We start from the raw sequence: 23,456 nt of genomic DNA, 5'->3' as shown, positions 1-23,456 counted from the left end.
TTTATTCCCCCAATAACGCATGTTCTAGTACAGTATCTAAATGTTCTACTGGAATAAAGGTAAGCTCTTTCTTCACACTATCTGGAATATCTTCTAAATCTTTTTCATTATCTTTAGGCATAATAATAGTTGTGATACCAGCTCTGTGTGCACTTAAAGTTTTCTCCTTTAATCCACCGATCGGAAGCACTCTACCACGTAAAGTTATTTCACCTGTCATGCCAACTTCTTTGCGGACTGGACGATTCGTAAGCGCTGAAACGAGAGCGGTAGCAATTGTAATCCCTGCAGATGGGCCATCTTTTGGTGTCGCACCCTCTGGAACATGAATATGAATATCATTGTTTTGATGAAATGCTGGATCTATCTTAAGTTTTTCTGCCCTCGAACGAACATAGCTAAATGCGGCTTGAGCAGACTCCTTCATAACATCACCTAATTTTCCTGTCAGTGTTAATTTCCCTTTTCCAGGTACAATACTAACCTCAATGGAAAGAGTATCGCCACCTGCTGCCGTATAAGCTAGACCTGTAGCTGCTCCAATTTGGTCTTCTTCTTCCATCATACCATAACGGAACAAAGGTTTTCCTAACAATTCCTCAAGTTGTTTCTCTGTCACAACAACTTTCTTTCTCTCTTCTGAAATAATAATTTTGGCAGCTTTGCGACATAATGAGGCAATTTGTCGCTCTAAACCTCTTACTCCTGCCTCTCTTGTATAACGGCGAATTAATTTTAATAGTGCATCTTCTCTTAATTGTAGCTGACCCTTCTTTAAACCATTTTCTTTTATTTGCTTTGGCAACAAGTGTTCTTTTGCAATATATTGTTTCTCTACTTCTGTATAACCAGCTAGTGAGATAATTTCCATTCGGTCCAATAATGGTCGTGGAATAGTTTGCAAATTGTTTGCTGTAGCAATAAACATTACTTTTGATAAATCATATGTTTCTTCAATAAAGTGATCACTGAAATTGTGGTTTTGCTCTGGATCAAGCACTTCTAGCATCGCAGAAGATGGGTCACCACGAAAATCATTAGCCATTTTATCAATTTCATCTAGCAAGAAAACAGGGTTGATCGTTCCTGCTTTTTTCATTCCTTGCATGATTCGCCCTGGCATCGCACCAATATACGTGCGACGGTGTCCCCTGATTTCTGCTTCATCTCGAATGCCACCTAAAGAAATACGGACGAATTTGCGATTTATTGCCCGGGCAATAGATTGGGCAAGTGATGTTTTACCAACACCTGGTGGTCCAACTAAACATAAAATTGGCCCTTTCAATGATTGGGTAAGATGTTGCACAGCGAGATATTCTAATATTCTTTCTTTCACTTTGTCCAAACCATAGTGATCACTATTTAAAGTGCATTCCGCATGATTTAGATTTAAATTATCTTCTGTCTCTTCCGTCCAAGGCAATGTGACTAACCATTCAATATAATTACGAATGACAGAGCTTTCCGCGGATGTTTGCGGGATTTTTTCAAACCGTGTCAATTCTTTCAGAGCTACTTCCTCTATACGCTCCGGCATTTGAGCAGCCTCAATTTTTTCTTTCAAACTTGCAACATCACCTGTTTTTCCATCCTGATCGCCTAATTCTTTTTGAATAGCACGCATTTGTTCACGCAAATAGTATTCTTTCTGTGTTTTCTCCATTGATTTTTTAACGCGTTGACCAATCTTTTTCTCCAAAGCTAGTACTTCGCGTTCATTGGAAATAATAAATATTAATTGCTGTAGGCGTTTTTTTAAATCGATTGTCTCTAATAGCTGTTGTTTGACAGGTAACTTTAATGTTAAATGAGAAGTGATGATATCGGCTAACCTCCCAGGCTGTTCAATATCTTGAACTGTGTGTAAGGTTTCTTTTGTAAGCTTGGACGATACTTGTACATATTCTTCAAATTGAGAGAGCAAGGATCGCATTAATGCTGCCTCTTCGTTAGCTTCCACATGAACGTCTGCTAGTGTTTCCACATTAGCAGTCATCAGCTCATCATCAACTATTTTCTTTATTTTTCCCCTGTCTAACCCTTCTACTAGCACCCGAAAAGTACCATTGGGTAATTTCAACATTTGCTTAACATGTGCAATCGTACCTACTTGATACAAGTCGTTTTTTGTTGGATCTTCAATATCACTTTCTGTTTGTGCAACTAAAAAGATTTTGTTGTCTTCCATCATTGCTTTTTCCAATGCTTGAACCGATCGTTCTCTCCCTACATCTAAATGTAAAACCATTGAGGGGAACACTAAGAGCCCTCGTAATGGGAGCAGTGGTAACGTTGTATATTTTTTTCGTGGCATGTCATTCCCTCCAGTACATTACGCACTATTTAACTTAATTTTTTCTTTATATTTATTTTTTCTTTAGATACTTCAGACTGTATAACATATGGTAATGCGTCCATAAAATTTGTAATTGGTATAACTTCTATACTAGCATCATCCTGTGATAATGTATCCATATTATCTTTAGGAACAAGAGCAATCTTTGCACCTGCTTGCTTTGCTGTCTTTACTTTCACTGGTACACCACCAACCGGACGAACTTCACCATGTAACCCTATCTCTCCTGTGATCGCAACAAGGTGATTAATTGGAAGTTTATTTATACTCGAATAAACTGCCAAGGCCATTGCTAGTCCAGCGGAAGGCCCATCAACTGGTACGCCTCCAGGAAAATTGATATGTATATCATATTGATGAGCCGGCACACCAATTGATTTTAAAAAGGTAACTACAGTCTCAACAGAAGACCTTGCCATACTTTTTCTTTTTATCGATTTCCCACCTGCACGTAATGTTTCTTCTTCCGCAATACCAGTAATAGTAATACACCCTTTACTAATAGCTGGTAGGGTCAATACTTCAATAGAAAGAATATGACCAGTACTTGGACCCGATACTGCTAAACCGTTGACTTTCCCAATTTGAGAGCTTGGTAAAATACGTTGAACTAATTTAGGGGTTAAACGGCTAACATCAGCAACCCAGTTTATATCTGTTTCATTAATTTCTTTTCTATTTTTGTTTTTTGCAACGGTAGACGCAATTTGTATCATATTAACAGCTTCTCGTCCGTTTTTCGCATAAATCGTTAATAGATCTAATGCTTTTTCGGTTAAACCACTACCAATTCTCTCAGAGGCTCTCGTGCCAATTTGCCTCATATCATTTTGATCAAGTTCTTTGAAATAAATCTCTAAGCATCTTGAACGAATAGCTGGTGCAATTTCATCAGGCCTTCTCGTGGTCGCTCCAATCAGTCGAAAGTCAGCTGGTAATCCTTCAGAAAAAATTTGATGAATGTGACTAGGTATTTGTTCATTTTCCTCACTATAATAGGCACTTTCAAAAATAACTTTTCTATCTTCTAAAACTTTAAGAAGTTTGTTCATTTGTGTTGTATGTAACTCACCGATTTCATCTATAAATAAAATACCACCATGTGCATGTGACACAGCACCTTGTTTCGGTTGAGGAATACCAGCTTGTCCCATCGCCCCTGCACCTTGATAAATCGGATCATGTACCGATCCAATTAGCGGGTCTGCAATACCTCTTTCATCAAATCTTGCGGTTGTTGCATCTAATTCAATAAATGGTGCTGTATTTGAGAAAGGTGAGTCGATATTTCTTTTTGCTTCTTCTAATACTAACCGAGCTGCTGCAGTTTTACCAATACCAGGTGGACCATAAATAATCACATGCTGTGGATTACTATGGCAGATTGCGGCTCGTAAAGCTTCAATTCCACTTTGTTGTCCAATAACATCTTCTAATAGTGTCGGTCTTATTTTTTCAGACAGCGGCATGGTTAATTGCGTTTGTCTCATTCGTTGTAGTTTTTCTAACTCTTTTTTTGATTCTTTAGCAACTCCATTTTTTGTTGTACGTTGACGCCTCATTAAATTCCAAAAATACATTCCCACAATTGCAGCAAAAAACAGCTGTGCAATCACAATAAAAGTAACAAGTCCCATTTTTAACCTCCGTCAATATAAATGATACTTGTTAGTATTTCCGCAAATATGGAAGCTAAACCGTTTTTTTAGAATTCATTTATATGTAATAGAAATCCCTTGCTATCTACATAACAAGGGATCTCTAACACATCGTATTAGCAAAAGTTACGCACTCTCTTTAGGCGTCTGTTTGTTTTTGTCTTTAATTGAACCATCTTCTAATACTAACTTAGGATGACCATTTTCTAATGTTACTGTATCTTTCGTAATAATACATTTCACAATGTCATCACGTGATGGTAATTCATACATGACGTCTAGCATGATATTTTCAATGATAGAACGTAATCCACGTGCACCAGTCTTTCGTTCAATTGCAAGTTTAGCAATTTCTTCTAGAGCATCCTCTTCAAACTCAAGCTCTACATTATCCATGTCAAATAACTTTGTATACTGTTTGACAAGTGCATTCTTAGGTTTTGTTAAAATTTCGATTAATGCATCTTCATCTAATGGTTCTAAACTTCCGAGTACAGGAAGACGTCCAATGAATTCAGGTATTAAACCAAATTTCAGCATATCTTCTGGTAATACTTTTGATAACAATGCGCCTTTATCCATATCATCCGTTTCAGAATCAGCGCCAAATCCAATTACCTTTTTACCTAGACGACTTTTAATAATTTGTTCGATACCATCAAAAGCTCCACCACAAATAAATAAAATATTCGTTGTATCAATTTGAATAAATTCTTGATGAGGATGCTTTCTCCCACCTTGTGGCGGAACACTAGCAGTAGTACCTTCTAATATTTTTAGCAATGCTTGCTGTACACCTTCACCTGAAACATCACGTGTAATAGAAGGATTTTCGGATTTTCTTGCTACTTTATCAATCTCATCAATATAGATAATACCTTTTTCTGCTTTTTCTACATCATAATCTGCCGCTTGAATAAGTTTTAGCAAGATGTTCTCTACATCTTCTCCAACATACCCCGCTTCCGTTAATGATGTTGCATCTGCAATTGCAAATGGCACATTAATAATTCGCGCTAATGTTTGCGCTAATAATGTCTTACCACTACCTGTTGGTCCGATCATTGCAATATTACTCTTTGCCAATTCTACATCATCAGCGACTTTTGGTGCATTAATACGTTTGTAGTGATTATAGACAGCTACTGCAAGGTTCTTTTTCGCCTTATCTTGACCAATAACATAATCATCAAGAATGTTACGAATTTCTTGAGGTTTTGGAATTTCTGTAAATTCCACTTCTTCCTCTGAACCTAACTCTTCTTCAACAATTTCTGTGCACAATTCTATACATTCATCACATATATAAACGCCAGGACCAGCAACAAGTTTGCGTACTTGATCTTGACTTTTTCCACAAAATGAACATTTTAATTGTCCTTTTTCTTCATTAAACTTATACATCTATTTCACCCCTCAAGTGTAAGTAAATCTACTGAAACAGGAAACAGAGCATGCATATTATTCCCTATTACTTCTTTTTCACATCATATCAGATAAAAGGATCTTAATAAAATAAAATACTTTGTCATCTGTTTTTTAGTGTTTCCATTCCAAACTTTCACTAAACATGTGAAACATTGGAACCTGTAAAATCATTACATATTCTTTCAAAAATGATTTTTAGTTGCCGTGATTATTTATTCTTATAAATCAAGGTATATTACATTATGTATAAAATTACGTATTTGTCAACTAATATATGTTATATGTATGTAGCAACTAAAAGTATACATTTTTTCTTTACTATGTAGAGAAACAAGACAACTTGTGTCTTGTTTCTCAATAATTTCTTACTTTGTAGTACTATTTTCTACTAAGAAATCAATTGCTTTCTTGAATTTTAGATCTTCTTCAATCATGTTTGTATTGCCACCAAGCATTTGAGTTAATTGCTCAACATCTACTTGGTACATACCAGCCATTGTTTCTAGCTCTTTATTAATGTCTTCTTCTGTTACTTCTAATTCTTCAGCGTTAGAAATTGCTTCTAATACAAGATTTGTTTTCACGCGTTTTGATGCATCTTGTTTCATTTGGTCTTTTAACGCATTTTCATCTTGTCCTGAGAATTGGTAGTACATATCCATTGTCATACCTTGCATTTGAAGTCTTTGTTCGAATTCACGAACCATACGATCCAACTCTGCTTTAATCATTGCATCTGGGATCTCAACAGTTGCATTTTCAGAAGCTTGATTAATTAGTGATTCACGCTTGTTGTTATCTGCTTCTGTTTGCTTCTGCTCTTCTAGACGCTTCTTCGTTTTTTCTTTTAGCTCGTCAAGTGTTTCTACTTCTTCATCTACATCTTTAGCAAATTCATCGTCCATTTCTGGTAATTCTTTTGCTTTGATTTCGTGAATTTTCACTTTGAAAGTAGCTTCTTTACCAGCTAATTCTTCTGCATGGTATTCTTCTGGGAATGTAACAGTTACTTCTGATTCTTCGCCAGTTTCTTTACCAACTAGTTGCTCTTCAAAGCCTGGAATGAATGAACCTGATCCAATTTCTAATGAATGGTTTTCAGCAGCTCCACCTTCGAACGCTTCTCCATCAACAAAACCTTCAAAATCGATAACAACTGTATCGCCTTCTTCAGCTTTTCCTTCTTCTTTTACAACTAATTCAGCTTGGTGCTCACGTTGATGCTCTAATTCATGATCCACATCTTCATCTGTTACTTCAACTGAAACTTCTTCAACTTCTAGCCCTTTATAGTCGCCTAGAGTTACTTCTGGCTTCACTTCAACAGTAGCAGTGAAAATTAGTGGTTGGCCTTTTTCGATTTGTGTAATATCTACTTCTGGCTGATCAATTGGTTCGATACCTGTCTCATCAATTGCATTACCATATGCTTCTGGTAGAATAATGTCTACAGCATCTTGGTATAATGATTCTACACCAAAACGTTGTTCGAATAGCCCACGTGGTACGCGTCCTTTACGGAAACCAGGTAATTGAACATCCTTTACTACTTTTTTGAATGCTTCATCTAATGCTTTATCAAATTGTTCCGCATCCACTTCAACAGTTAAAAGGCCTTTATTGCCTTCTTGTTTTTCCCATTTAGCTGTCATTTTATTTCCCTCCATCAAAATCTTATATACTTTCTATTTGCCGTTCATTCAAAGTACGATTGTTCTATACGAGACCGAACGCAAATTACAACCACTATATTATAACATAAACATGCTCCCTTTCAACATTTACTCACTGGGAACGACAAACTATTTCTTCATTAATGAAAAGTAGACTTTTTCATAATATAAAAGATCTTCTATGTATCTTGCAAGTGTTTCACTAATTTGTTCTGATTCTATCGCTTTTTCGTCTTTAAATGATAATGAACTCAAGTAGATAATTGCATCTTTAATATGTAGAATATTGATATCGTCTGAGACAAATGGATAGAGTACAAAAAAGTACCGATATAACATTTGATCTGTCAATTCATATAGGGTTGGATTTTTTTGTTCTATCTCTTCCAATTCTTTTTTTATATTTTTATAAACCGGATGATCTGTCATATAAGGAAAAGCATTTGGGTTGATATGTAATTTTTTCGAAAATTTACGTATTTCTATTTCTTCATTAAATGTATTGGCTTGTAACAAACCAATAATGACTGTTTTTACCACCGGATTGATTGAATCACTTTTTAGCATCTTCTTAAATAACTCAAGAAATAGAGTGATATCACTATCGTGTAAGTGATTCACAAGATGCCACTGTAACACATCATCCTGTTGCTCAACTGCCTCTTTTAACTTAGACAAAGTTGTTGAAATTTGTTGATCTGTTTGTTCCTTAAATAATGATTCATTTAGCTGATAAAGTGTATTTAATTGTGATAAATAAGGCTCAGGTACAGATGTTTCCGATTCAAAAACTTCATCTAATAGCTGTGACACATCATGATATTTATTAGCTTGAAATAACAATGTTGCATAAATATGTACGTACGCAAAATAATAATCGTCTTTTTTAGCAAGTAATTCTTCACAAAGCACTTCAGCTTGCTGTTGTTTACCTAATTCAATTAAACAAGTTAAGCGAGCAATGTCTGCTTCTTGATTTGTTTCTTGATAATCAAGAAGTAAATCGAGATTTTCTAGAGCTTCATCGTACTTTTTATCCCTTACAAGTTGAAACGCTTTTCCTTCAATCTCCTCCTTCCATTTTGGAAATAAAACAATTTTTTTATCATGTGATTCCATGAGTCATTCCTACTCTCAGTTCTAAATTTTCAGAATTAAAGCATCCTTTCACTTTTTTTCTTTAGTCATACCTTCCCTTTTATTGATTACTTCAAACAATCCGGTAGCAGATAAGCCTGCAAACCCACCCGCCCACAACCGTAATACTAAGTCCATTTCTGTAAATGGATAGGCGAGGACACCAACAATAAGACCAATAACAAAACTAATCATCGGAATCCAATTTTTCGGCAAACAAAATGTTTTTTTAATCAATTCAACCATTGAAGTAACGATAGGGATTAACACTGTTGCAAACATCAATACTTGATCCATTATATCCACCTCCACTATAGCATACGATTAAATAGAATGAAAAATGATATAGTGACACCTGATCATTGTTTTTATTAAAAGGGCATGTATCTTTACCATTCTTATCACCTCTTCATATACTGCTTTTAGTACTAATTAATTAAAAGTAGGTGAGTTAATTGGCTGTATTATGTGACGTATTAAATAACGGGGGAATTGTCTCATGTTATTTGAGCAATAGTAATGGCGATCCTATTGATCCCTGCGATCCTGCGTCAAATCTTTGTCAGGAAATTAAAGATCATTCAAATGAAAGAGAAGATGTAATCGTTACCTTGCCTTCTGGCGAGGAAGTCCTATTACAGAAAGTGGTGATTCAAAAATCAGGTTATATCGTTATTAAAGTGTCAAATGGAATGGATACTTGTTTATCAGACCCTATCCCATTCAATAAAACTGAAAATTTGTTACTCTGCGCACCAGAAGGGACAGATGTAGAGTGTAAAATCACAGCGTTTGATTGTTCAGCAATAATCCAATGTCGAAACAACAATTATAGGTCAGTGGAAATCAATCTGGATATCTGTCAAAGCATTCAATCAGTGACAGATACGACGATTGAGGTTGATGAAGAATTATGTAAACTTAGAGAAAAAATTAGTGCAAAGCATTGCAATGAACGAAGCATTACAACGAATTGCTATCATTTAAACCAGCCTAATCAAAATATGTTACCTGTCGTTTCAGAAGAATTTAAGGACAAAGATTGTACTAACAGAGAAAAAGTATGTATCAATGTACCAAAAGTATATGATTGGGTTATACGTCAATCCACGATAACTCTTAGAAAAAGCGCAGAACAAGTTCCTTTTGTTTGTAACATATGCTCATTAGATTTATTTGTGTCAGCTATAACTGTCTGTGAAGGAACAATATCTGGTACAATCACTTGTGATGATGAACCTATCGAAGGGGCTATCATAAATTTATCTGCCTCACCCAACATCGTTTCTTTCTCTCCTAATCCAACTATTTCCGATGCCTTCGGAAATTTCACTAGCACTATAACCGTTCCTGATGGTACCGATCCAACAGAGGTTGAAATTATTGCAAGTACAATGGTGGATGATCAATTGTTAACTGTTTCAATGCCGACCTTAGCTCAATGTCCAATAGAACCTTGTGAGCTGTCACTATTTGGGCCAGATCTTATCGAATGCAATAACATGATTGCCGGGAATGTGCGATGTGGAAGTGAATTGATTCCTAATGTTGAGGTTACTTTAACTGCTAATCCAGCCTTTGTAACTTTCGATCCTAACCCGGCTTATACAGGTGAAAATGGTAATTATATGTCTGCGGTGAGCATTCCTGCTGGTACGCCACCAACGAATGTTGAAATAACCGCTTCAGCTACAGTTAATGGGGATTTACTAACTACATCCATCAATGTAATTGTTTCCTGTGAACGAGATTGCTCATTAGAATTAAATGCAGATGCACTAATAACATGTGAAGGAATTATTACTGGTTCATTATTTTGTGATGGTATGCCTGTTGAAGGAGCTTTTATCGAATTTAACGATTTTCCATCTGTAGGGACGTTTACACCGAACCCTACTATAACAGCCGCAGATGGCACCTTTTCTACTACCCTAACTATTCCAGAAGGTACACCAACACTCTCTACTACTATTACAGCTTCTACATTAATAGACGGTGAAATAATCACTACTTCAATCGGTGTGCAGGTTGAATGTCCAGAAGTAGAATGTCCATGCAAATTCAGAATTGGGGTCGAGGGAGGCGCAGCTCCAGCAACTGTTAACGTTACTAGAAATGGCGTACCAGCTATCTTATCTGGTACGATTAATGTTACAGCGATACAATGCTTCACCGCTGCACCAATGTGTAATCCAGCGGTAGACAACTTTAACGTTGCCTTTGGAAACGGTGGAAATACAATTAACTTTATTAACGGCAGAAGGATAGAAATTGAATGCGATGGAAACACATTTGCTAGCGTACGCGGTACAGCTACAGCAACAGGAAACTATTTACCAAACGGAATCTATGAAGTCATTATTACGTTAACCATTGGTGCTGGAAACATCGGTACTTGGACAGTAGATGCTACAGATATGCATGGCAATACATTCTCTACTACTTTTGCAGCACTAATAAACCCCATTACGTTTATTGGAGATTGTGATGAACGTCCTTAGTATTATTGATGGGTATTATAATAGAAAATAATTAATATAGTTATAAGATAGTCGCACGAAATCAAAAGCTTAAATTGGTTTCTTGCGGCTATTTGTATGTTATACTTCACGTAATAATTTTAAGTAGGTGAATGTTATGAAAAGAAAAATCATTCTTAATCTAGCAATAAGTCTTGATGGCTACATAGCAGATATGGATGGAAACTACGAGTGGATCAAGGGAGATAGTCAAACCAAACTTGATACGGAAAAAGATTTCAGTTTTCCTGAATTTATGAATCAAGTAGATACAATCATTATGGGAAGGAAGTCCTTTGAAGATTGTCCGATGGAAGCATTTGCTAACCATAAAATCATTGTAGCCACTTCTCAAGATAAAAAGAATGAAGTAAATATAGAATTTATAAATACAGACATCGTTGCTTTCGTTCAAGATCTTCAAAATCGTGAGGGAAAAGATATTTGGCTATTTGGTGGAAGCGCCTTGACCGCAGACTTTATTCAAGCAAATGTAATTGACGAATATATAATCGGTATTGTCCCAATCATTCTTGGTGACGGCATCCGTTTGTTTAAAGGCAACAATCCAACTATTCCATTACAATTAGAAGATTACACTGTGAAAGAAGGGTTACCGATTTTTACATATACGAGAAGATGAATGAAAAATATGTATTAATTCCAACCAATGGTATGGTAAAATTAAACTATTAGAACCAAATCTAAATGTTAGGAAAAGAAAAATGAAATTTGATAAAGTAAAAATTAATCTCATTTATGAAATATTCATCCTCATATTGGTGATTGCTTCTCTAGCAACTATATGGATTGATAACGAACTATTTATTTATTTTGATAGGATTGTTTGGTTAATTCTTTTTATTGACGTATTGGTACGCTTCATTTTTGCAACAAAAAAATGGCGTTTTTTGAAATCAAATATTTTTGACATTATTGCAATTATTCCACTGGACGCTATATTCCAGACTGCTAGATTCGCTCGATTACTTCGTCTAGTTCGCTTATTTCTTTTGACAAAAAACCATGTACCTATCCTATTGAAAATCTTAAAAACGAATGGATTAGATAAGCTTATTTACACATCATTTATTATGATCTTTCTTTCATCTTTAATTGTTACATATATTGAACCAAATATTGAAACTTTCTCTGATGGAGTTTGGTGGTCTATCGTTACAACTACCACTGTTGGCTATGGTGATATTTCCCCTTCAACTATGGTCGGCAGAGTCGTTGCGGTAGTTCTGATGATTGTTGGTATAGGTTTAATTGGAATGTTGACAAGCTCTATAACCACTTTTTTTATAAAAGAAAACAAGGTGAAAATAAAAAGCGTTTCGTTTATTCAAGATCAGCTTAATAACTTTGAAGATTTATCTGAAGAAGATATAAATGAAATGATAACAATTTTACATGAACTTAAAAAGCGTAAAAGCAATGATTATGTTAATTAGAGAAAAATGGAATAGATTTAAGTAATCAATAGATTGGTAAAAGCGTTCGTGAGGTTAATTTCACAAACGCTTTTTTGTACTATCGAAATTATATTAATGACTTACAACAAGTGATCTAATAAAAACTATTCTGCTGTTTCCATATCTTCTGGATAATTTATTGTATCTAATACTTCCCCATTCGAATTCTTGACATCGATTGTCACATCATAGTCTTCTGGTGAAACCCCATCGAATAACTGATAAAACATTCCAGATATTCCTAATGTGAATGAAACTAAGCCATCAAAACTATTTTCAAATTTTTCTTGATCTACAATCATTGTGAATTTAGAGAAATCCTTATTTACTTCTATATCCTGTATAGATGGAAAATCTCCACTTGAAGTCATTTCTTCCATAGATTGATTGATTTGATCCTTATATTCGTGCATTAATTTTTTGTGTTTTGCCTTTGACATTTTATAAGTTAAGCTGCCATCATCGTTCTTTTTTACTTTTAGCCCCTCTTCTTCAGCATCAGCAATGGATTGATCAATAGACTCCACCATTGAAGCGGGCATTGTAATTTCTACACTTAATAAATTTTTATCTACCTCTACATTCTCATCTTCTTCTTTCTTTACTTGTTCCGTCCCTTCAGCGTCTTTATTTGATGAATCATCTTTAGAAGACTCATCACTACAAGCAACCAAACCGACTAGCATAATACTAAATAATATAAGTACAATTTTTTTCAAACTAACCTCTCCCCTGTTTAAAATTCATTAATATTTTATCATTTATTGGATTGTTTTACCATTGAAGGTTAGAACTTTTATACTATCTAAGTTTTAGTACCACTTTTATGTATATTTGTAAAAACAATCATTTACAAAATTAAACAGATACATTAATCTTAATAAGACTATATTAGTAAATAATGAATAAATTAAATACAGGAAAAGAGTTTAAAATACCTAATTTAGTCTTATGAGGTGATTTCATGAATGATCAACAGTTTGCACAACTGCAGCAACTCGTAAAAATTGGAGAGGAAATAAATTTTGATTATAATGATGAGGAATATTGGATAAGTCATACACCTGATGGGTTGTGTCATTTGACAAGAGTAACAGATTCGTTCACGCAAACATTTAATAACGTCGATTCTTTATTTAATAATGCAAAATTAAAAAATAAGAACCTTAACTTATTATACCCTTATATACAATGGATGTATTAAATTATAAGATTTGGTAATAGCATTAAGGTAGCCCACTAACCACCAATAAAATAATTAGTTTTTAAAGGAATTATGATCTAGATCGCTCTATAATATTAGTAAAGATAGAAAGGATAGATTCTAATGTATAAAGAAATTGAATTTTTTGATTGGACAGTTAAGTTAGCAGCAGATATAAGTCCAGTAGTAGATATTAAAGCTAAAAAATTAGCACTTGTGGAATCCAATTTTGAATTTAATGGTCTTATTTGGATAGATGAAAAGAATCAACTTCAAATTAAGCCAACTTGGGATTGTAAAATTTCTATTAATCCTGAAGAAAAAATACTTACTTTCGAAAGAGTAGACTCATAAAAAATCATGATGAGGTCGGTAAAGTACAGTAAATTTTTTAGCGCGTTAGATCAGTAGGAGGTATATATTGTTAACATGATAAATAATCAAAATAATGATAAAACTAAAAATTCACATATAGATTATGATCGATTTTTGCGTCATCTTAATCAAGGTAGAGAAATTGAATTCTTTTATAATGAAGTACAATACTTCATATCCAATGAAAAAAAGGGTAGAGCTGTTTGGATTGGTAAAAAAAGAATTAGTAGTTATTTTGATGACAATCCGAAAGAACTACTCCATTCTTTTAAAATTAATAATGTTTCTTTAGTAACTTTAATTAAACAAAGGAAAATCATTATAATTACAATTTTTTAATTGCAATCTTATCATTTCTTGCTATTAATGATGATAAACTTTTTCTCATTTAATTCCCCGAAGACAGCTTTTCTTGTTGTATTATTTTTGATTTCTCATCGCCCGTGATAAGCAAGTATATTTCATGCTGAAGAGATTCTCTGACCATATTATTTTTATTTTAAGTGAAATAATTTTGTTCTATGTGCTTCAAAATCTATAAAATGAGTTGTTTGGAATAACCTATATTCAAACAAACAAAAAACCTCACAACTGTTAAGGCTGTAAGGCTATCTTTAGCGTCCCAGGAGAGATTCGAACTCCCGTTTGCTACGTTTATACGTTGGTATACCACGTTATCCTATACGTAAGTTGAACCGGTCATTGAGTCGAACAACCGTACTTTTCTTAAAGTTTACCGTAACTTTCGGAGATAGTCAACGATTACATATAAAATCGTACAGGTGCTCAACATTACCGAAAAATAAAACGATAACTCCCCGTAACTTTTATATATAAGTCCCGGAAAACGGGAATAGTTAAAAACGGCTATAAACGTTGATATAACGACATTCTTACTATTCCAACGTACTATTCCAGGTAGGAAGCGCAAAAGGAATAGTTAAATGGACGATGATCGTGGCAATAGTCCGGGCATAACTCCCATCTTTTTGGTATTACATTCGTAGTACATCGTTATACCTTCGTAGTACATTCGTATATACAAAACGGTGATTGCGGGTGCTTCGTATATACCAACGTAATACCTCGCCGAAAAAAGGGTAAAAAAAGAGCGGGCGCCAGTTAAGGCGCCCATCTACGTTACAATTTATATATTTTTCCGTGGGATTTTTTCGGCCAGAGGCGTTAATTCGCCCCGTTTATTCGTTGCTTCGTTGGTTTTAGGCGTGCACGCGTCCCGTTTTTTATTTACGTTGTCGGTTCCGCCGGTTCCTCGACTGGCTCGACCAGTTTCACGTCTATGCGTGATATAATTTTATCTCCGATAACGACGGTGTTTATTGTCTCGTCGTTTATTTGCTCGTTGAGTAACTTTGCGTCGTACTCCGTAACTTCCACCGTTTTGGCTTCCGAAGAACTGTGTCGTTCGATAATTAACTTCATCTAATCACTCCGAATATTTTAATAGTTTCCGCCAATATGACTTTGTATAAATAGTCGCGTTATTACGTTTGCGTTAATTCTCCCTAATCCGTTAGGTTTAATCGATACTTCGTGCCAAGCGCCCCTACGTACTTTTCCGTTTGAATTTTTAGCTAGGTACGGAATTAGATCGAGATTCGTCGCTCTATTTCCGTTATGAGGAACGGGATTTCCGTCGACTTCGATTGATACTTGCGAAGGCGTGCTCCCTAGCTTAAATATTCCGTGTTTGATGCCGTGTGTATGATCGGGTATTGTAATCTCGTGTGCATGTGGGTCTGTGGTAAATTGGTGTGTGTGGTTATTTAATGTGATTGTGTGCGTATGATTGCCGCTAGCGCCTTGCGTGTAAAGGTCTCCTGTGTTGGAGGACTCAATATCCAACGCTATGTTAAAGCCACCGTCTCCCTGTGACCTAGTGTAATAGCGCTTTTTATCTAATGTACTTGATGGATCACTGCTATATGAGGCAATCATGTGCCGGTGATTCCCGCCAGCTCCGGAAGTAGTCGCAGTCCCGCCACCTCCGCCGGTAGTTTTATTCGTACCTCCGCCACTTCCCGTTGACTTGACGACTGCACCACCACCACCCGTAGCTTTCGAATATGTCCGAGCCTGTTCGGTTTCAAACGTTAAGTCTAGCGTATTTATATTGAGGACGTCCTCCGGAATAAAGAATCGGATAACAGCCGGATTGTTCTCGTCCGCGTTGTCCTGGTAATCAAACGGCATGATGTTCGTTGAGCCTTGCGAATACACCTCGTTAACTTGCTGCTTCCGCTCAAGGTTCGCTTGATTCGTCGTAATGTCGTCGAGGCGGTTCGCAATCTCGTAGGTTATCGCGTAAGGCTCCCCGTTCAAGTCCGACTTTGATTCCTTGACGACGCGCGCTTCAATTTCGCCGAAGTCCGGGTCGATGATGCGGATTAAGTCGCCAACCTCGATAATTTCGTGCTCGAATCCGGGCAGGCTCGATAAGTCCGCAGCGCTTATGCGATACGTCACTTTAGGCGTTGACCATTCGTCCAGTAGCGACTTTGCATACGCCTTTAACGACGTATCTACCTCGAAGCGATTGTCGACCCATATGTACGAACGTAAGCCGTATTCTGCGATAGATTCGGCATTTTCGAGGTAAGGAACGCCCCCGTTTACATCCTTTATCGTAAGCTGATTGACGCCCTCCCCGGCCCCTTTCGGATAAATCCGGTTGGTTACGTTGGACGGGTCGATTTCACGGTCAATCGCCCGCATATTCTTTCCGTAGCGAATCTCGCCTTTTACCTCGTTGGAAGGACGTTCTAAGCCGAGCGTCCACGGATAAGCCTGCGTGTCATACGTCCATTCGTACGGTTCGTCTAACGGCTCGGCTGTCGAGAAGATAGGTCCGATAATTCCGTTTTCGTCTTGGAATCCGTAGTGGAAATACCGTGTGAACGCGCAAGCGCCTAGCGCCCAATGCTTCGTCGTTTGTTCGTTTAATAGCGCCTCAAGCACGTTTCTCGTCGTCCAATTCGAGAATTGCCGGTAGCCGAACAGCACGTCGTCGAGTAACGTTGACAATACGTGCTGGCATTCGTAGGTAATTACGTTGTCCGTCGAATCCTTTACGGTTAAGGACGGCATAATGCGGAATAGTCCGATGTACCGCCCGCCTGCGTAATTGTCATCGACGATTTCAACGTAATTTAACGGCGTGCATAGCGCATTCTTCGGGTCATCTAACGGCAAAGAAAAAGAAGCCAGCGGAATTTCGTTCCACGGCTTCTCGTAGGATATTGCGTAGGCGTTTTCGAGTGCGCCTATTGGTTCTCTGTTCTTTTGTATAACTGTAATCAATTAATTACCTCTTTTCTTTTATACTCGGTCCTTTAGTATTAAGTCGTCCTGCTTTTCTCAATCGCTCTAATGACGCCTTTGCCCTTTCGCTAACATCCGTTCTTTTAGGGCGTTGCTTTGTGTAGTTTCCGGGCGAGGGATCGACGTATTTTGATCGCTCTGCTAGGCGCATATTTATTTTTAACTCGTCTAAAACGTCGTCTAAATTATCGTCGTTTTCATTTAGACGGTCATGTATAAACTCTTTGGCTGCGTCTAACTCATCGTCTTTTACTTTAATCTCAATCAATTTACTTGTTAAATAATGATCTCTATACAATTCATGTTTTTCTACATTCATCTAGTTAAATCTCCCTTGATCTAGTTGTTTGTTTTGATTGCGCAATCGCTTCAAGTATATTTCTTCGTCGATTAGGATTGTAATTTCTCTTAATCCCTTGTAATTCTGCTAACTTTTTACGATCAGATAATCCATACTTTGATAAATGATACTTTATATCTTTAAGTATGCTTTTAGCTTCAGCTTCTCGGTGTTTTTCGATTGCTTTTTTAAGACTAGCTTCTTCGATTAAATCCAATTCCGAAGCAAGAGAAGCTTCTTCTGTTTCGGATAAGTTCATTGTTTTTAATGATAGTAAGTAGAGGGTATCTACGATGTTATCAGTTGCTTTTATCTGCGCTAATACATTTTTAGCAAACCCATCATCCTCTATTTTTTGAGAAAAAGCGTTTTTTGCGATTTCCTGCTCAATTACCTTAAATTCCAGGTTGAATTCATCCACAATTTCGTCGTATTCTTTGTTAAATTTTTCTTCTAATTGCTGCAGTAGATAAGTTCTCTCGCTCTCGTTGTCCAAATATCTGTCTGTTGTTTTTAAATTCCTCTTGTTGTTGCTATAATCGTTAGTTATTTTTTCAATTTTGTTGTCAATTGTTTTTAAAGTTACAAAGTTTTTTAATTGTTCCATTTTATTTTTCCTCCTTTAATAGTTCCATGTCATTCATCGCTACTTTTTTTAAGAAGTCAATCTCATCTTCTTTAAAACCTTCTTTTACTAATAAAAGCTCTAATTTACCAGCGTAATTTTGTTTTTCTTCAAAATTTACCTCTTCTAATATTTGTGCGAGTTGCTCTGCTTTTGTCATTCTGCTCTCTCCTTTTTAATTTTATTGCTTGGCAAGCCTTCGTCGCCAAAGTTTTCTAGTATGGTTGACTTACGCTTAATTGCATCTGCTGCTAGTTGCTCCACCTCGTTAAATTTGTTCCCGTTGCTTTCCTTCTGAAAGTAAACGGCGCCGATAAAGTTCTCAAAAAATGACTTTTTAACATTTAGATTTCCGATTCTAGCAAACCCAAACTCTTCTAAGTCCAAAGTTTCGTGTAAATAGCGCTCTAAAATTCCGAATGCTTGTCGGTTAGTTTCCGCCTCATTATCGTAAATGCTAGCAATTGCATACGTCTTATCTTCCGAATACTTAACGATTCCGACGCCCGTTTCGCCTTCATTTTGGATAAAATACGCCTTATACTTAACTTTTTGTTGGCGTTGATCTTCCAGGCTGTCATAAATCTCCGTAAAATCTGCGTAACTGTACTCCTTCCCCTCATCAATTACGTAATCCGGCTTAAATCTAGCGCTATAAACCGACCGTATACAATTTGTCGTCTTGCCTCTGTCGATAACTTCACCCGTTTTATCGATCGTGACCGTATATTTGCCGTTTTCAAACGATAAAGTTAGGGTGCTTCCATTAAAGAACGGCGTTACGTTACCGGCTCTATCCGTTTTAATTAAGTCGCGCTTGCTAAAGGTATTACTTATGTACGTATTCACTGCGCTTACGCACGCCATTGTCATTTGGCCACCTCGTCATAGCCTAAATCGCGCGCTATTTCGTAGGCTTTGCGCTTGGTGTGTTCCACAATAAAATGGTACGGTTGATTGACGTAAGTATGACGGTCGTTATGTACGATTTCGTCGGTTTCGGTGTCGATGATTTTAAATGTTGCATGCAAACAATTTCCGGCTTGCTGTTGCACCCTTATAATAATCCTGCATGATTTCAATTGTTTAGCTCCTTTCTATTTTTACCTAAAGTGATTTATTTCTCTAAAAAAGGTAGGGTAAATAGGTGTTTTTTACGTATTACCTTTGTGCCTAGTATGATAAGTCCTTGAACATAGGTATATCTAAAAAATGCGGGGTAGCTTATTGTTGATAAAGCCTTATCTGATTGGTTTTTGCATAGCCATCGACGGCTATCGTTTTGCCTTCCTCGTCCGTCGTTGTCCGGATAACATCACACTTTTTAAGTATTGCTTTAATGTGCGACGGATAAGTTGAGTAAACTCGCCATCTACCTTCGTACACATCGTAATTATAGATTGTTTCTTGCTCTTCTCTATCGTAGTAAGCCAACTGCTATTCAGCTCCAATTGTTAGTTTTCTTATTTTCTCGATATCTGAAAATCTATTTTTCACTTTTTGTTCGACTTCTTTTGAAATACCTATGTAGCCAGCCTCAACGTAAGCAACTGTTGATCGGCTAACGCCTATTTTTTTAGCAAACTCATGCTGATTAAGACCAGCTACTTGCCTAATTAACTTAAAAGTCTTTTTATCCACACTTCTCCCTCCCTTTAATCAAATAATTGTTTAGTTAAAACACAAAAAAAAATAGACTATGCGCAGTTTTAAAAAGACTGCTCCGTGTCTGCATAGCCCTTCATTAATAGTATGGTTTGTGCCTTTGTTTGATAGGTTTTTAGTTTTAACCGTGATTCTGATGAAAAATATTTATCTCGTCCAGCCAAGCTTGTCCTTTAATATCACCTTCAGCAGGAAAAAAGTCTGTTAGTATCATATTTACCTTTCTTTTATAGATAGGTGTGCGTTTATGTATCTCTAATTCAGCACCGCAAACACTTAACTTTTCACCGTTCTTGTAAAAGTTCCTGAATTTACGATTAGTAGAGTCATATACAAAATAGTCTCCTCCGATATTACATGTTAAGCTACGCCCGTTCCTGCTGACATCGTAAAAATACGCGTTGCAGTTTTTACATCGTTTTATACGTTTAGGCTCAAACTTGACCTCGCGCCATGTTAAGTCCGTCGAGTATAGATACCTTTTGCACGACTCGTCTATTATTTGGTGAAGATATGAGCGTTCATATCGTTTTACGTCCTTCACTTTCTGTATAAAAACGTCTGTTTCTACGTGTCCGCAAGCCTTGTAAAATTCTTCGAGAATTTCTTGATACAGATTGGTAATTTGAAATTTTGTAAGTCCTTTTTCGTATAACAGGCTTGCCTCTTTGTTATAATTCATTTTAAAATTGCTCCTTTGGCTGTTCATTTAGTAGTTGGTAAAATATAGGTTGTACGTAATCGGTACTAATAACTTATTTATATATATGTAACTTAGAAAGAGATGGGCGTAGCCAGTGTTTAACTCACGTGCGCTTGCCATCTATTTTCGAACTCTCTTCTTTTAACATATTTTTTGATTTCTGCCACGTCGCATAGCATTAAAGCAACTTCAATCATGTTTCTATCACCTTCAATAAATACCGATTTATCATTTTCTAAATAAATATCAAACGAGAGTTTATACTTATTCGGCTTATATCTAGCGACACCTAACTCTAAAGACCTTGCTTTATCAATTTCAGCCTTTCTTTGATATTCTATAAAGCCGGACTCTATTAATTGTTTAATTGCGTTCTGCACGGTCTCCCTAGACTTTGTTCCGATCATTCTCATGGCCGTATTAACAGTTAGGTAGAATATTTTTCCGTACCGTTTTGACGTAATAAGCATTGCATAGGCAAGTTGTTTTTGGCGGAAGGTTCCACAGTCCAACACGGCTAAAATTTCAGATTTATAGATTTCCAGTTTTTTATCTTTACTGCTAGTTATCGTTATATTCTTCGTAAACACATATTCAACTAACCGTTTCGCCTCTTTGTCCCAGTATTCCGGAGTACTCCCCTCGGAGAAGTAGCCCCTCGGCGTTGCTAGTAGAATATCCATAATTACCGCGACTGTTTCGTCCTCTGTCCACCCTTGCGTATTTCCGAATAGAGCGAGCGTAAACGTCGTTTTATGCCTCGTCCCACTTTGCGTAAGTCTACCCGTTTCTATTATCTTCGCTGCGTTTTGTAGCGCCTTCGACATGTCCACGGCATTGACCGTAATGTCCGTACTTGCAGCAACGTGTTCAAACTCGACAACCTGCTCCTCGGACAAGCCGAAATCATTATCGGTTATTACCTCCGAGTCCATCGGCTCGACGTCAAGCAAATAGTCAAATGATTCGATCGGTTCTAGCGTTTCATTGTCGACAAACCAACAACGCTTTTTCGTTTTTTGGTGAATGCCTAGCGGTAGCTTAACCCCTTGCGTGTCGGTTGCTCTAAACTCTATTTCTCCGTTCGGGATTTTACCGACGCAAGCTATTACGCTGTGATAAAACGTCTTTAGCTCGCTTACGAGGATTGGCTTATCTAAAAATAAATCCACGTGATAGCCTTTATTACCGCTAAAACTGGCGTGTATGCCGCCTCTGCTAATTTGAAAGTTGTTTATTAATACGTCAATTAGTTTTAACGTCGCCCAGCGCGCAATGTGATGTTCTTTGCAATCTACGTCAAAAGTTATAAACTTGTTGAAGTGACCGCCCGAAAAAATACCATATGTAAGATCGCCTTTTAAGTGTGTTTTTATAATGCTGTCGTTTAGCTTAACTACTTTTTTGCCTGGTTTGTGTATCAAAGTCACATATTTACCGTCGTTAAATTGCACTAAATACTTGTATCGAGTTTGGATGTACAACTCATTAAACTTACTAATAAGTTGCTTGTTAGGCTGTTCCACTTAATCCCTCCTAGTAGTTTTGTAGTTCTTTTTCTAGCTGTTCGCTATTTCTAAAAACAAAAACTAGCTTGCCGGGTAGTTTGTGTGACGGCTCAATATGGACTAACTCGTAATCTTTTGCGACTAAATCATTTGCAACTCTTAGGCTTAAAATACATTTGTATTTTTCCACTTAATCCCTCCGTTTTGTTTGAATGTGTGCAACAAAATAGGCACTTAATATATAAGCGCCTCAACTAAATTATTTAATTAACTCCTCTATATACATTATGGCAATTTGCACCCTAATTTGGCATAGCAAAGCGCAATAAATTTTCTCTTATACTTATATATACGCAAAAGTTGTCCTCGTTCGGAGTTTTCGGCGAATTTTTCTCAAAAAAAATAAGCGCTATTATCAGCGCCTACTCGCAATTATACTTCTCGAATTTCTTTTTGCGTTCGACAACTTCGCCCCAACCGTTTTTAAACAAGTCCCGTAACGGCAACAACCGTAAACTAGCGTCCTTGACCATAGCCTTTTGCTCGGCTAGCTCGGCCATCTCGTCCGCGTCCGACCATATATTACGTTTTCCTAATTCGTTAAGCCTGCGGTCAATAAGGCTATTCATTTTCCGGTAAAACTCAAAATCCTGTTCGACCTTTATGCGTAATTGTTCGATCTGTTCATAGTATGAGGCGATCATAAGCGATTACCTCCTTCTAGTTCTTTTCGCATGGGCGCAAGCTCATTCCTGCTAAATTCGTGATTAAGTAGTATATTCATAAGGCTTATCGGTAAATTTTCCACGGTTCCAAAGGAAGTAATATATTCGTAAATTAATTTCATTTCTTCTCTGCCGGATACCTCCGTCGCTACGTTAACCTCGAATGGCTCGTATACATGCTTATAGTTCTGCTCGACATACTCCTCTACGTTTACCGGCGTGCCTACCTCAAGCCCTGCGCTGCTAATCCATGTTTTTTCAATCGTTTTCATCGTTAAATCGCCCCCGTTAATTTATTTTCTCTTACATACAATTCGTCCGATAATTGCTCACCGAATATGTCCCAAACTTGTGTATATGCGATCATGTCGCAGGCTAGACGGCTTTGTTCGCTTGCTCCCGTAAATATCTCCTTAAACCTCGACGGTGATACGTTAATCCACGCTATTTGCTCCCCCTCGTCGATTAGGTACACGTTATACCAACCTACGACCGTTCTTTTTGCGACTATTTGATAAGTCTTATTACATGTTGCGTCGGCTTCAAGTATTACAAAGCCTGGCGGAAATATTTCGTTATAATTTGTATAAGTTACGTTCATTTCGTTCCCCCTTTCGTTTATTCGTTATTTCGTAATTACAATATACCGTAATTTAATGTCGTCGTCAACCCAAATTCCGAAATTGCGTAATTTATTTTATTATCGTATAATAGGAT

General features: G+C 36.8%; 26 protein-coding genes. 6 read left to right on the top strand and 20 right to left on the bottom strand.

Going from position 1 to position 23,456, the window contains the following annotated elements; all coding sequences use genetic code 11:
• Window position 1 precedes the first annotated feature (1 nt).
• The 6 genes from lon to HP569_RS06800 form a co-directional block, all read right to left on the bottom strand.
• Window positions 2-2,317: an endopeptidase La gene (gene lon / locus HP569_RS06825; protein WP_182200423.1), complete on the bottom strand. Its 2,316-nt coding sequence runs from the start codon at window positions 2,315-2,317 to the stop codon at window positions 2-4.
• Window positions 2,318-2,346: 29 nt separating this feature from the next.
• Window positions 2,347-3,996 carry an ATP-dependent protease LonB gene (gene lonB / locus HP569_RS06820; protein WP_182200422.1) on the bottom strand — a complete coding sequence of 550 codons (1,650 nt, stop codon included), beginning with the start codon at window positions 3,994-3,996 and terminating at the stop codon, window positions 2,347-2,349.
• A 147-nt stretch (window positions 3,997-4,143) separates the two neighbouring features.
• Complete coding sequence (clpX, locus tag HP569_RS06815) at window positions 4,144-5,421, bottom strand: ATP-dependent protease ATP-binding subunit ClpX (protein WP_182200421.1); 1,278 nt, start codon at window positions 5,419-5,421, stop codon at window positions 4,144-4,146.
• Window positions 5,422-5,810: 389 nt separating this feature from the next.
• Window positions 5,811-7,097, bottom strand: coding sequence for a trigger factor (gene tig, locus HP569_RS06810; RefSeq protein WP_182200420.1), 1,287 nt, complete (start codon window positions 7,095-7,097; stop codon window positions 5,811-5,813).
• Between the two features lie 150 nt (window positions 7,098-7,247).
• On the bottom strand, window positions 7,248-8,237 hold the full coding sequence (locus HP569_RS06805; RefSeq protein WP_182200419.1) for a hypothetical protein: 990 nt from the start codon (window positions 8,235-8,237) through the stop codon (window positions 7,248-7,250).
• Between the two features lie 48 nt (window positions 8,238-8,285).
• Window positions 8,286-8,552 (bottom strand): holin, encoded by a 267-nt coding sequence (locus HP569_RS06800; protein WP_182200418.1) that lies wholly within the window; start codon window positions 8,550-8,552, stop codon window positions 8,286-8,288.
• A 158-nt stretch (window positions 8,553-8,710) separates the two neighbouring features.
• Between HP569_RS06800 and HP569_RS14430 the strand changes: the two genes are divergently transcribed.
• From HP569_RS14430 to HP569_RS06785, 3 genes are all read left to right on the top strand, one after another.
• Window positions 8,711-10,756 (top strand): BMQ_0737 family morphogenetic spore coat protein, encoded by a 2,046-nt coding sequence (locus tag HP569_RS14430; RefSeq protein ID WP_246366971.1) that lies wholly within the window; start codon window positions 8,711-8,713, stop codon window positions 10,754-10,756.
• Between the two features lie 136 nt (window positions 10,757-10,892).
• Window positions 10,893-11,417: a dihydrofolate reductase family protein gene (locus HP569_RS06790; protein ID WP_182200417.1), complete on the top strand. Its 525-nt coding sequence runs from the start codon at window positions 10,893-10,895 to the stop codon at window positions 11,415-11,417.
• 82 nt (window positions 11,418-11,499) lie between these two features.
• Window positions 11,500-12,231, top strand: coding sequence for a potassium channel family protein (locus HP569_RS06785; RefSeq protein ID WP_182200416.1), 732 nt, complete (start codon window positions 11,500-11,502; stop codon window positions 12,229-12,231).
• 125 nt (window positions 12,232-12,356) lie between these two features.
• Here HP569_RS06785 and HP569_RS06780 read toward each other — a convergent pair whose 3' ends face one another.
• On the bottom strand, window positions 12,357-12,971 hold the full coding sequence (locus tag HP569_RS06780) for a hypothetical protein (RefSeq protein WP_246366969.1): 615 nt from the start codon (window positions 12,969-12,971) through the stop codon (window positions 12,357-12,359).
• Window positions 12,972-13,216: 245 nt separating this feature from the next.
• Here HP569_RS06780 and HP569_RS06775 point away from each other — a divergent pair, with 245 nt between their 5' ends.
• From HP569_RS06775 to HP569_RS06765, 3 genes are all read left to right on the top strand, one after another.
• Window positions 13,217-13,456 (top strand): hypothetical protein, encoded by a 240-nt coding sequence (locus HP569_RS06775; RefSeq protein ID WP_182200415.1) that lies wholly within the window; start codon window positions 13,217-13,219, stop codon window positions 13,454-13,456.
• A 123-nt stretch (window positions 13,457-13,579) separates the two neighbouring features.
• Window positions 13,580-13,810 carry a hypothetical protein gene (locus tag HP569_RS06770; protein WP_182200414.1) on the top strand — a complete coding sequence of 77 codons (231 nt, stop codon included), beginning with the start codon at window positions 13,580-13,582 and terminating at the stop codon, window positions 13,808-13,810.
• 75 nt (window positions 13,811-13,885) lie between these two features.
• Complete coding sequence (locus HP569_RS06765) at window positions 13,886-14,170, top strand: hypothetical protein (protein WP_182200413.1); 285 nt, start codon at window positions 13,886-13,888, stop codon at window positions 14,168-14,170.
• 1,122 nt (window positions 14,171-15,292) lie between these two features.
• Here HP569_RS06765 and HP569_RS06760 read toward each other — a convergent pair.
• The 13 genes from HP569_RS06760 to HP569_RS06700 form a co-directional block, all read right to left on the bottom strand.
• Window positions 15,293-17,152, bottom strand: coding sequence for a phage tail spike protein (locus tag HP569_RS06760; RefSeq protein ID WP_182200412.1), 1,860 nt, complete (start codon window positions 17,150-17,152; stop codon window positions 15,293-15,295).
• 4 nt (window positions 17,153-17,156) lie between these two features.
• A complete protein-coding gene (locus HP569_RS06755) occupies window positions 17,157-17,492 on the bottom strand; it encodes a hypothetical protein (protein WP_182200411.1) in 336 nt (111 codons plus the stop codon).
• 4 nt (window positions 17,493-17,496) lie between these two features.
• Window positions 17,497-18,120, bottom strand: coding sequence for a hypothetical protein (locus HP569_RS06750; protein WP_182200410.1), 624 nt, complete (start codon window positions 18,118-18,120; stop codon window positions 17,497-17,499).
• Window position 18,121: 1 nt separating this feature from the next.
• Window positions 18,122-18,298 (bottom strand): hypothetical protein, encoded by a 177-nt coding sequence (locus HP569_RS06745; protein WP_182200409.1) that lies wholly within the window; start codon window positions 18,296-18,298, stop codon window positions 18,122-18,124.
• Window positions 18,295-19,005: a hypothetical protein gene (locus HP569_RS06740; protein WP_182200408.1), complete on the bottom strand. Its 711-nt coding sequence runs from the start codon at window positions 19,003-19,005 to the stop codon at window positions 18,295-18,297. The genes HP569_RS06745 and HP569_RS06740 overlap by 4 nt, the downstream gene beginning before the upstream one ends.
• Window positions 19,006-19,007: 2 nt before the next feature.
• Window positions 19,008-19,193 carry a hypothetical protein gene (locus HP569_RS06735; RefSeq protein ID WP_182200407.1) on the bottom strand — a complete coding sequence of 62 codons (186 nt, stop codon included), beginning with the start codon at window positions 19,191-19,193 and terminating at the stop codon, window positions 19,008-19,010.
• A gap of 382 nt (window positions 19,194-19,575) precedes the next feature.
• Window positions 19,576-19,779, bottom strand: a complete 204-nt coding sequence (locus HP569_RS06730; protein ID WP_182200406.1) for a helix-turn-helix domain-containing protein — start codon at window positions 19,777-19,779, stop codon at window positions 19,576-19,578.
• Between the two features lie 145 nt (window positions 19,780-19,924).
• Window positions 19,925-20,485 carry a CGNR zinc finger domain-containing protein gene (locus tag HP569_RS06725; protein WP_182200405.1) on the bottom strand — a complete coding sequence of 187 codons (561 nt, stop codon included), beginning with the start codon at window positions 20,483-20,485 and terminating at the stop codon, window positions 19,925-19,927.
• 119 nt (window positions 20,486-20,604) lie between these two features.
• Window positions 20,605-22,032 (bottom strand): TOTE conflict system archaeo-eukaryotic primase domain-containing protein, encoded by a 1,428-nt coding sequence (locus tag HP569_RS06720; RefSeq protein WP_182200404.1) that lies wholly within the window; start codon window positions 22,030-22,032, stop codon window positions 20,605-20,607.
• Between the two features lie 10 nt (window positions 22,033-22,042).
• Window positions 22,043-22,204 (bottom strand): hypothetical protein, encoded by a 162-nt coding sequence (locus HP569_RS06715; RefSeq protein ID WP_182200403.1) that lies wholly within the window; start codon window positions 22,202-22,204, stop codon window positions 22,043-22,045.
• Between the two features lie 232 nt (window positions 22,205-22,436).
• Window positions 22,437-22,718, bottom strand: a complete 282-nt coding sequence (locus tag HP569_RS06710) for a hypothetical protein (RefSeq protein WP_182200402.1) — start codon at window positions 22,716-22,718, stop codon at window positions 22,437-22,439.
• The gene (locus tag HP569_RS06705) at window positions 22,715-23,011 is read right to left on the bottom strand and encodes a hypothetical protein (RefSeq protein ID WP_182200401.1); all 297 of its coding nucleotides are present in this window, start codon (window positions 23,009-23,011) and stop codon (window positions 22,715-22,717) included. The genes HP569_RS06710 and HP569_RS06705 overlap by 4 nt, the downstream gene beginning before the upstream one ends.
• Window positions 23,012-23,013: 2 nt before the next feature.
• Complete coding sequence (locus HP569_RS06700) at window positions 23,014-23,340, bottom strand: hypothetical protein (protein WP_182200400.1); 327 nt, start codon at window positions 23,338-23,340, stop codon at window positions 23,014-23,016.
• Window positions 23,341-23,456: the final 116 nt, after the last annotated feature.

The organism is Paraliobacillus salinarum, from assembly GCF_014083865.1.
Lineage (GTDB): Bacteria > Bacillota > Bacilli > Bacillales > Amphibacillaceae > Paraliobacillus > Paraliobacillus salinarum.
This window is presented reverse-complemented; position numbering and strand designations above follow the sequence as displayed.

What these genes read in the sequence shown, in the direction of transcription:
- lon (WP_182200423.1), bottom strand. Translation starts at nt 2,317, where the DNA reads ATGCCACGAAAAAAATATACAACGTTACCACTGCTCCCATTACGAGGG.
- lonB (WP_182200422.1), bottom strand. Translation starts at nt 3,996, where the DNA reads ATGGGACTTGTTACTTTTATTGTGATTGCACAGCTGTTTTTTGCTGCA.
- clpX (WP_182200421.1), bottom strand. Translation starts at nt 5,421, where the DNA reads ATGTATAAGTTTAATGAAGAAAAAGGACAATTAAAATGTTCATTTTGT.
- tig (WP_182200420.1), bottom strand. Translation starts at nt 7,097, where the DNA reads ATGACAGCTAAATGGGAAAAACAAGAAGGCAATAAAGGCCTTTTAACT.
- HP569_RS06805 (WP_182200419.1), bottom strand. Translation starts at nt 8,237, where the DNA reads ATGGAATCACATGATAAAAAAATTGTTTTATTTCCAAAATGGAAGGAG.
- HP569_RS06800 (WP_182200418.1), bottom strand. Translation starts at nt 8,552, where the DNA reads ATGGATCAAGTATTGATGTTTGCAACAGTGTTAATCCCTATCGTTACT.
- HP569_RS06790 (WP_182200417.1), top strand. Translation starts at nt 10,893, where the DNA reads ATGAAAAGAAAAATCATTCTTAATCTAGCAATAAGTCTTGATGGCTAC.
- HP569_RS06785 (WP_182200416.1), top strand. Translation starts at nt 11,500, where the DNA reads ATGAAATTTGATAAAGTAAAAATTAATCTCATTTATGAAATATTCATC.
- HP569_RS06775 (WP_182200415.1), top strand. Translation starts at nt 13,217, where the DNA reads ATGAATGATCAACAGTTTGCACAACTGCAGCAACTCGTAAAAATTGGA.
- HP569_RS06770 (WP_182200414.1), top strand. Translation starts at nt 13,580, where the DNA reads ATGTATAAAGAAATTGAATTTTTTGATTGGACAGTTAAGTTAGCAGCA.
- HP569_RS06765 (WP_182200413.1), top strand. Translation starts at nt 13,886, where the DNA reads ATGATAAATAATCAAAATAATGATAAAACTAAAAATTCACATATAGAT.
- HP569_RS06755 (WP_182200411.1), bottom strand. Translation starts at nt 17,492, where the DNA reads ATGAATGTAGAAAAACATGAATTGTATAGAGATCATTATTTAACAAGT.
- HP569_RS06750 (WP_182200410.1), bottom strand. Translation starts at nt 18,120, where the DNA reads ATGGAACAATTAAAAAACTTTGTAACTTTAAAAACAATTGACAACAAA.
- HP569_RS06745 (WP_182200409.1), bottom strand. Translation starts at nt 18,298, where the DNA reads ATGACAAAAGCAGAGCAACTCGCACAAATATTAGAAGAGGTAAATTTT.
- HP569_RS06740 (WP_182200408.1), bottom strand. Translation starts at nt 19,005, where the DNA reads ATGGCGTGCGTAAGCGCAGTGAATACGTACATAAGTAATACCTTTAGC.
- HP569_RS06725 (WP_182200405.1), bottom strand. Translation starts at nt 20,485, where the DNA reads ATGAATTATAACAAAGAGGCAAGCCTGTTATACGAAAAAGGACTTACA.
- HP569_RS06710 (WP_182200402.1), bottom strand. Translation starts at nt 22,718, where the DNA reads ATGATCGCCTCATACTATGAACAGATCGAACAATTACGCATAAAGGTC.
- HP569_RS06705 (WP_182200401.1), bottom strand. Translation starts at nt 23,011, where the DNA reads ATGAAAACGATTGAAAAAACATGGATTAGCAGCGCAGGGCTTGAGGTA.
- HP569_RS06700 (WP_182200400.1), bottom strand. Translation starts at nt 23,340, where the DNA reads ATGAACGTAACTTATACAAATTATAACGAAATATTTCCGCCAGGCTTT.